7 protein-coding genes are annotated in these 6,150 nt (G+C 49.6%); 6 read left to right on the forward strand and 1 reads right to left on the reverse strand.

All coding sequences use genetic code 11. The features are described 5' to 3' along the window. Positions 1 to 13 precede the first annotated feature (13 nt). The 3 genes from J2Y43_RS27995 to J2Y43_RS28005 all read left to right on the forward strand — a co-directional run bounded on the left by J2Y43_RS27995 (position 14) and on the right by J2Y43_RS28005 (position 2,163). Positions 14 to 1,174, forward strand: coding sequence for a methionine aminotransferase (locus J2Y43_RS27995; protein ID WP_309988996.1), 1,161 nt, complete (start codon positions 14 to 16; stop codon positions 1,172 to 1,174). A gap of 75 nt (positions 1,175 to 1,249) precedes the next feature. After that, positions 1,250 to 1,684 carry an antitoxin Xre/MbcA/ParS toxin-binding domain-containing protein gene (locus J2Y43_RS28000; protein ID WP_309988993.1) on the forward strand — a complete coding sequence of 145 codons (435 nt, stop codon included), beginning with the start codon at positions 1,250 to 1,252 and terminating at the stop codon, positions 1,682 to 1,684. After that, positions 1,681 to 2,163: an RES family NAD+ phosphorylase gene (locus J2Y43_RS28005; RefSeq protein WP_309988990.1), complete on the forward strand. Its 483-nt coding sequence runs from the start codon at positions 1,681 to 1,683 to the stop codon at positions 2,161 to 2,163. The genes J2Y43_RS28000 and J2Y43_RS28005 overlap by 4 nt, the downstream gene beginning before the upstream one ends. Here the strand turns inward: J2Y43_RS28005 and J2Y43_RS28010 are convergent. After that, a complete protein-coding gene (locus J2Y43_RS28010) occupies positions 2,153 to 3,388 on the reverse strand; it encodes an FtsX-like permease family protein (RefSeq protein WP_309988987.1) in 1,236 nt (411 codons plus the stop codon). The genes J2Y43_RS28005 and J2Y43_RS28010 overlap by 11 nt on opposite strands. 136 nt (positions 3,389 to 3,524) lie before the next feature. Here J2Y43_RS28010 and nadE point away from each other — a divergent pair, with 136 nt between their 5' ends. The 3 genes from nadE to J2Y43_RS28025 are packed head-to-tail and all read left to right on the forward strand — an operon-like array spanning position 3,525 to position 6,099. Beyond that, the gene (gene nadE / locus J2Y43_RS28015; protein ID WP_309988984.1) at positions 3,525 to 5,585 is read left to right on the forward strand and encodes an NAD(+) synthase; all 2,061 of its coding nucleotides are present in this window, start codon (positions 3,525 to 3,527) and stop codon (positions 5,583 to 5,585) included. Between the two features lie 50 nt (positions 5,586 to 5,635). Next, complete coding sequence (locus J2Y43_RS28020) at positions 5,636 to 5,851, forward strand: hypothetical protein (protein WP_309988981.1); 216 nt, start codon at positions 5,636 to 5,638, stop codon at positions 5,849 to 5,851. Then, positions 5,848 to 6,099: a hypothetical protein gene (locus tag J2Y43_RS28025; RefSeq protein WP_309988978.1), complete on the forward strand. Its 252-nt coding sequence runs from the start codon at positions 5,848 to 5,850 to the stop codon at positions 6,097 to 6,099. The genes J2Y43_RS28020 and J2Y43_RS28025 overlap by 4 nt, the downstream gene beginning before the upstream one ends. Positions 6,100 to 6,150: the final 51 nt, after the last annotated feature.

The following is a 6,150-nucleotide window of genomic DNA, read 5'->3' on the forward strand; positions in this document are numbered from 1 at the left end:
ACGATTTTTGGATATGTTATTGAAAAACAGGTTGCAATCGAAGCTTCCCAACGTCGGGACTACCATTTTTACTAAAATGTCGGCGCTGGCCGAAGAATACAAGGCGCTGAACCTGGCGCAGGGTTTCCCGGAATTCGATTGTTCACCTGACTTGCAGCGGCTGGTCGACAAATATGTGCGGTCGGGTAAAAACCAGTACGCGCCTATGCCGGGTGCATTGCCATTGCGCGAAGCGATCGCACTGAAGACTTTTGAGGCCTCCGGTTACGAATACCATCCTGTAACGGACATTACCATCACCAGCGGTGCCACCGAGGCATTATTCGTGGCGATCAGCACAGTAGTGCATCCCGGCGACGAAGTAATCGTGTTCGAACCTGCCTACGACAGTTACGTGCCGGCCATTGAACTTAGCGGCGGCATCCCGGTTTTCGTAACGCTCGATCCGCAGTACGATTCTATCGATTGGGAGCTTGTAAAATCGCGTGTTACCGATAAAACACGTGCGATTATTATCAATACACCGCATAACCCGACCGGTAAGGTATGGGCGGCATCTGATTTACGGGCACTGGCCTCGCTCTCGGAGGAGCACGATCTGGTGGTGATCAGTGATGAGGTTTATGAATATATTGTCTTTGACGGACGCGAGCACATTTCGGTAGCATCCATTCCTTCGCTCGCCGGGCGCAGCTTTGTTTGCGGGTCCTTCGGCAAAACTTTTCATACGACGGGCTGGAAATTAGGCTATTGCCTGGCGCCGGCCGACCTAACTGCCGAGTTCCGGAAGATCCATCAATTCCTCGTGTTCAGCGTGGTAACGCCATTCCAATTTGCCGTAGCCGAGTACCTGACCGAACCTGAGCATTATCTGTCGCTCTCTGCATTTTACCAGCGTAAGCGGGATTTGTTTAACGAGGCAATCAAGGACATTGGTTTTGTACTTAAACCATCCGAAGGCAGCTTTTTTCAGAACGTTTCTTACGCCAATTTATCAGACGAAAATGATCTTGCATTAGCTGAGCGGCTCACCAGAGAGGTAGGGGTTGCTTCTATACCCGTGTCTGCATTCTATGGACGAGAAACGGACTTCAAAACGCTTAGATTTTGCTTTGCTAAGCATGATGAAACCTTGCTGAAAGCCGCAGGCTTGTTGAACGCTGCACGTTGGTAAAAAGATTGTAGAAGACCGGATTGTTATTTATAAATTCGAAAAAAGTCGTAACTTAATCTGACAAATTTCGGACGTATGAAAACGATACAGTATCAAAAATACGATGAAGTCGCTCCGTTGCGGATAGCAGAGGAGCCCGAAGTGTTGTATGTGGCCCGCAAAACCGTCGATATGTTTCCGGTTGAGCGCTTTCAGGCGCTCTCTGCAAAGCTGCTTTTTACCCAGCTGGAATGGGCGGAGATATTGCATGTAAGCGACCGAACGCTGCACCGGTATCTGAAAGAAGATAAGCCTTTCGAGGGGCTCTATGCGGAGCATTTGTATCAGCTTGAAAACATGGCGGACCTTGGCCTGGAAATTTTTGGGGATACGAAAGCATTCGAAAAATGGCTTCGTACGCCGCGGGAAGTTCTTGGGGAAACGCAGGATTTTTCGACGCTGCGCTCATTCTGGGGTGTGAAGCTGATTTGCAATGAACTTGGGCGCATGGAGCATGGTGTGTACATATGATTGCCTACCGCCTTGCTGCGAGGGCGTATATTGATGATTTGTCGGGTTCAGGTGCCAAGCTGTTTGGCGGGCGCTGGAATCCCGTAGGTTGTCCCTGCATTTACGCCAGCCAGAACCTTTCACTCGCATTATTGGAGAAATACGTCCATGCCGAATTCAGAGAATCGATGGAACGTCTTGCATTGCTCCGTATCGACATTCCTGACGATGATAAACTCGTTTTTCACGTTGATGATCGGCAGTTGAAGAAGAATTGGGCAAACGATATTTCCTATTCCCAATGGATCGGCGAGCAGATCCTGACCGATCCCGAAATCATCGCATTCACCACGCCATCGGCGATTGTACCATCAGAAAGAAATGTGATATTGAATCCGTTAGCGAAAAAATTCGGAGTTATTCAGTTTTTGCCGGCTGTGGATTTCTCGGCAGATTTGCGCCTGCTGGCCAAACTTCTGACGAGAAAATCTACTTCTTAAACAACAATGCCTTAATCGGCTGAATGCGCGTGATGATGAGTGTTGGAATGAGCAGAATCGCGGCTGTGATAATGACCGCAACCACGTTGACCAACGCGAAAATCCCCCAGTCGAATACAATGGGGACGGTGTCCATGTAATAATTGACCGGGTCGAGCGGGATCAGTTTGAACTGGTATTGCAGCCAGCATAGCAGCAGTGCGGTCACATTGCCGATGACAATTCCCTTGCGGAGCATATCGAGGCCGACCTGGAAAAAGATCATTCGGATTTGCCGGTTTGGGCTTCCGAGTGTTTTAAGCAACCCGATGAGCGGTGTTCTTTCCATAATGATCACCAGCAGTATCGAGATCATGTTAAAGCAGGCCACAAAGAGGATTAGCACCAGAAAAACAGCGGTATTGCGGTCGAGCAGGACGAGCCAGTCGAAGATTTGCGGAAACAAGCTGGTGACTTTTTGCAGGAACAATCCCGGCGGGAGTTCGCGACGGAGCTTGTGGGTGACCACGTCGAGGTTGCGGAAGTCTTTGAGGTAAATTTCATAAGTTCCGACAGAATCTGCTCCCCAGCCATTCAGCCGCTGCACAAGACCAATATCCCCGATAATCAGGTTATTGTCGAATTCTTCCATCTCGGTTTCATAAATACCGGCAACGACGAGCTTACGAGGTCTCGGCGGGTTTTGAAGCGAATACATGATCACATCATCGCCGGTTTTTAGCCGCATTTGCGTAGCGATTTTCCGGCTGATCAGGATTTCCGAAGAGTAACCGTATTTGATGGAGGAAGAATCGGTGCGCCCGATTAGCTTGCCTTCTCTTAGGTTCGGTTTGAAAGTTGCCCAATCGTAGTCCTTGCCTACGCCTTTCAGAATTACCCCTTTAATTTCATCCGGCGTTTTCAAAATGCCTGATTTATGCGCTACGGCTTGCCAACGCTTGATTTCCGGGATTGTTGGCAGTATATCCGACACCGCATTTTTGGCCGGCAGCGGCGCTTCTTCGTAAGTGTTTCCCTGTGAAAATGCATTTACGTTGATATGTGCGCTGAAAAGAAATATTTTTTGCTGGATGGTTTGCTTGAAGCCGAGCAGCACCGCAAAAGCGATGATCCCAACTGCAACACCAATGGCGATACTGGCCACGCCGATTCGCGAAACTGTGGCAGAAAATGATCCTGCTTCGTTATGGCGTATCCGTTTGGCGATGAATGAGGGGAACTGCAAGAGGAATCTGTTCTTTAAATTAGTTGTTGACAAAAATAGGAAAAAACCTTAGCGGTTCGAAAAAGGCATTTTTTTATTAAGTTTCCCGTCTTGATTTAACACAAGGCTATACCGAATCGAAAACATATCACCGTCCATGCCATTAATCAAAGTTGCTTCCGGAGTTGTAAACCAGACACCCATGGCCTGGGAGGCCAATACCCGAAATATCGTCGATGCGATCCGGGAAGCCCGCAAGCAGGATGTTAGCCTGCTATGCCTGCCCGAATTGTGTATTTCGGGTTACGGCTGCGATGACTATTTTTTCGCACCCGACATGGTGGAACAAGCCCAGCATTGCCTGCTCGAAATAGCAGAGGAAACGGCAGGAATGATCGTGGCGGTGGGTCTGCCGCTGAGGCACAATGGAAGTTTGTACAACGCAGCCTGCCTGATTTCCAATAAGCAGATTGCCGGTTTCTACTGCAAACAAAACCTGGCCAACAATGGCATTCATTATGAAGCTCGGTGGTTCAGGCCGTGGCAGCCCGGCGTGGTAGAAAGCATTGAGGTCAATCAGATGTTTTACCCGATCGGTGATCTGATTTTTGACGTGGCTTCGGGCCCGATCCTGGGTGGTTCACACGGTGTGAAGATCGCATTCGAGATTTGTGAAGATGGTTGGGTGGCCAACCGTCCTGCGCGCCGGCACTACGAGCGGGGCGTGGACATTATCCTGAACCCCAGCGCGAGCCATTTTGCATTCAACAAGTTTATGGTGCGCGAAAGACTGGTTGTTGACGCTTCCAGGTCGTTTTCATGCAGTTATATTTATACCAACCTCCTCGGTAATGAGGCTGGTAGGGCTGTGTACGATGGTGATGCGATGATTGCTTCGAATGGAGACCTGCTTGCTTCCAGCCCGCGGTTCAGCTATGACGACTTTGTGATCACAACGGCGGTGATCGATACGGAATACACCCGGTTGAGCCAGGTACAAAGCAAGATCGCGGTGCCGGCAAAGGAACGGACCTGGCGCATTCCAGCCCGCTTCGACTTCCCGGACATTGAGCCGGTACTGCCGCAGGTTCCGGAAATAGAGCCATTTGAAAAAGGCGGTGCATTGAAGGAAGAGGAGTTCGCACGGGCCGAATGTCTTGCATTGTTTGATTATCTCAGAAAGAGCCGCTCCAACGGCTTCACGATATCGCTTTCGGGAGGCGCCGATTCCTGTGCTTGTACCGCATTGTGCGGGCTGATGATCCGCCTGGCCGACGAAAGTATCGGTATGGACCGCTTCAAGCAGAAACTGTCTTACATTAAGGATATTCAATCTGCCAAAACGGAGGAGGACCTTGCCAGAGTTTTGATCCACAATATTTACCAGGGAACTGAAAACAGCTCTACCGACACGCTGGAATCGGCACAGTCGCTGGCCGAATCCATTGGTTCTACATTTTATAATGTGAATATCAATGGGCTCGTGGAGACTTATAAAGGGCTGATCGAAGATCAGATCGGGCGGAAACTGACCTGGGAACAGGACGATATTGCATTACAGAACATTCAGGCGAGGGTGCGCGCCCCGGGCGTGTGGTTGCTGACTAACTTGTCGAACCACCTGTTGCTAGCTACTTCTAACCGATCGGAAGCCGCCGTAGGCTACGCTACCATGGATGGCGATACTTCCGGAAGCATTAGTCCGCTCGCGGGCATCGACAAGCATTACCTGCGCCAATGGCTCCGCTGGCTGGAAACGGTGGGATGTGAAGTGAAAGGCAAGCACATCCGGATCGAAGGTTTGAAGAAAGTAAATAGCCTGCAACCCACCGCTGAACTGCGGCCACTCGCGCAGACGCAGACGGACGAGGCCGATTTGATGCCTTATGAGTTCTTGAATGACCTGGAAGGCTGGGCTATCAGGGATAAAAAGTCGCCTTTGGAATCGTACAAAAACCTTTATGTGCGCTACAAAGGAACTTATAGCGTGGAGCAGCTTCTCGGCTGGACAGAACGTTTCTTTAAGCTATGGAGCCGCAACCAGTGGAAGCGGGAGCGTTACGCGCCATCCTTCCATCTCGACGACCGGAACCTCGACCCGCGTTCCTGGTGCCGCTTCCCGATTTTGTCGGGCGGCTTTGAAAAGGAGCTCGCAGAATTGCGCGCTTATGTGAATGGAGCGGCGGTACAGAACGGACGGAAGCGGATCGGGTTTTGATAGAAGTGAGGGAGAATTTAGCTATATTTATTAAAATTAACCTAAGTATTATGGCTACGCTAACGGTCGAAGTAGAGGATAATGAACTCAACTTTTTGCGTGATCTTTTGAAGAGGTTTCCCTTTGTTAGGGTAAGTGAGGAGATTGAAGAGGACTCCGACGAAGAGGTCAGGGCAAATATCAGAGAAGGGATTAGACAAACGGACCTGGTAGAAGAAGGCAGTTTGCAAACTCGCCCTGCAAGGGAGTTTTTGAAGGAATTATGAGTTTTGAAGTCGAGACCCTGCCGAATTTTGAAAATGAAGCTAAGAGACTCAGGAGGAAATTCGCTTCGTTGGCTGGGGAGCTACTTGATTTTGAACAACTTGAAAATAATCCGTTCATTGGAACGGCACTTCCCAAAGGCTTTTATAAGATTCGATTATCCATTAAATCAAAAGGTAAAGGTAAACGTGGCGGAGCGCGGGTAATTGAGGTGGCTCCGAAAAGCGGGACACATTTTTGCTCAACATGATGCAAAATGAAAGACCAAAAGTTGGTGAAAACTCGTCGGAGTTACGATCCT

Source organism: Dyadobacter sp. BE31, from assembly GCF_031457695.1.
Lineage (GTDB): Bacteria > Bacteroidota > Bacteroidia > Cytophagales > Spirosomataceae > Dyadobacter.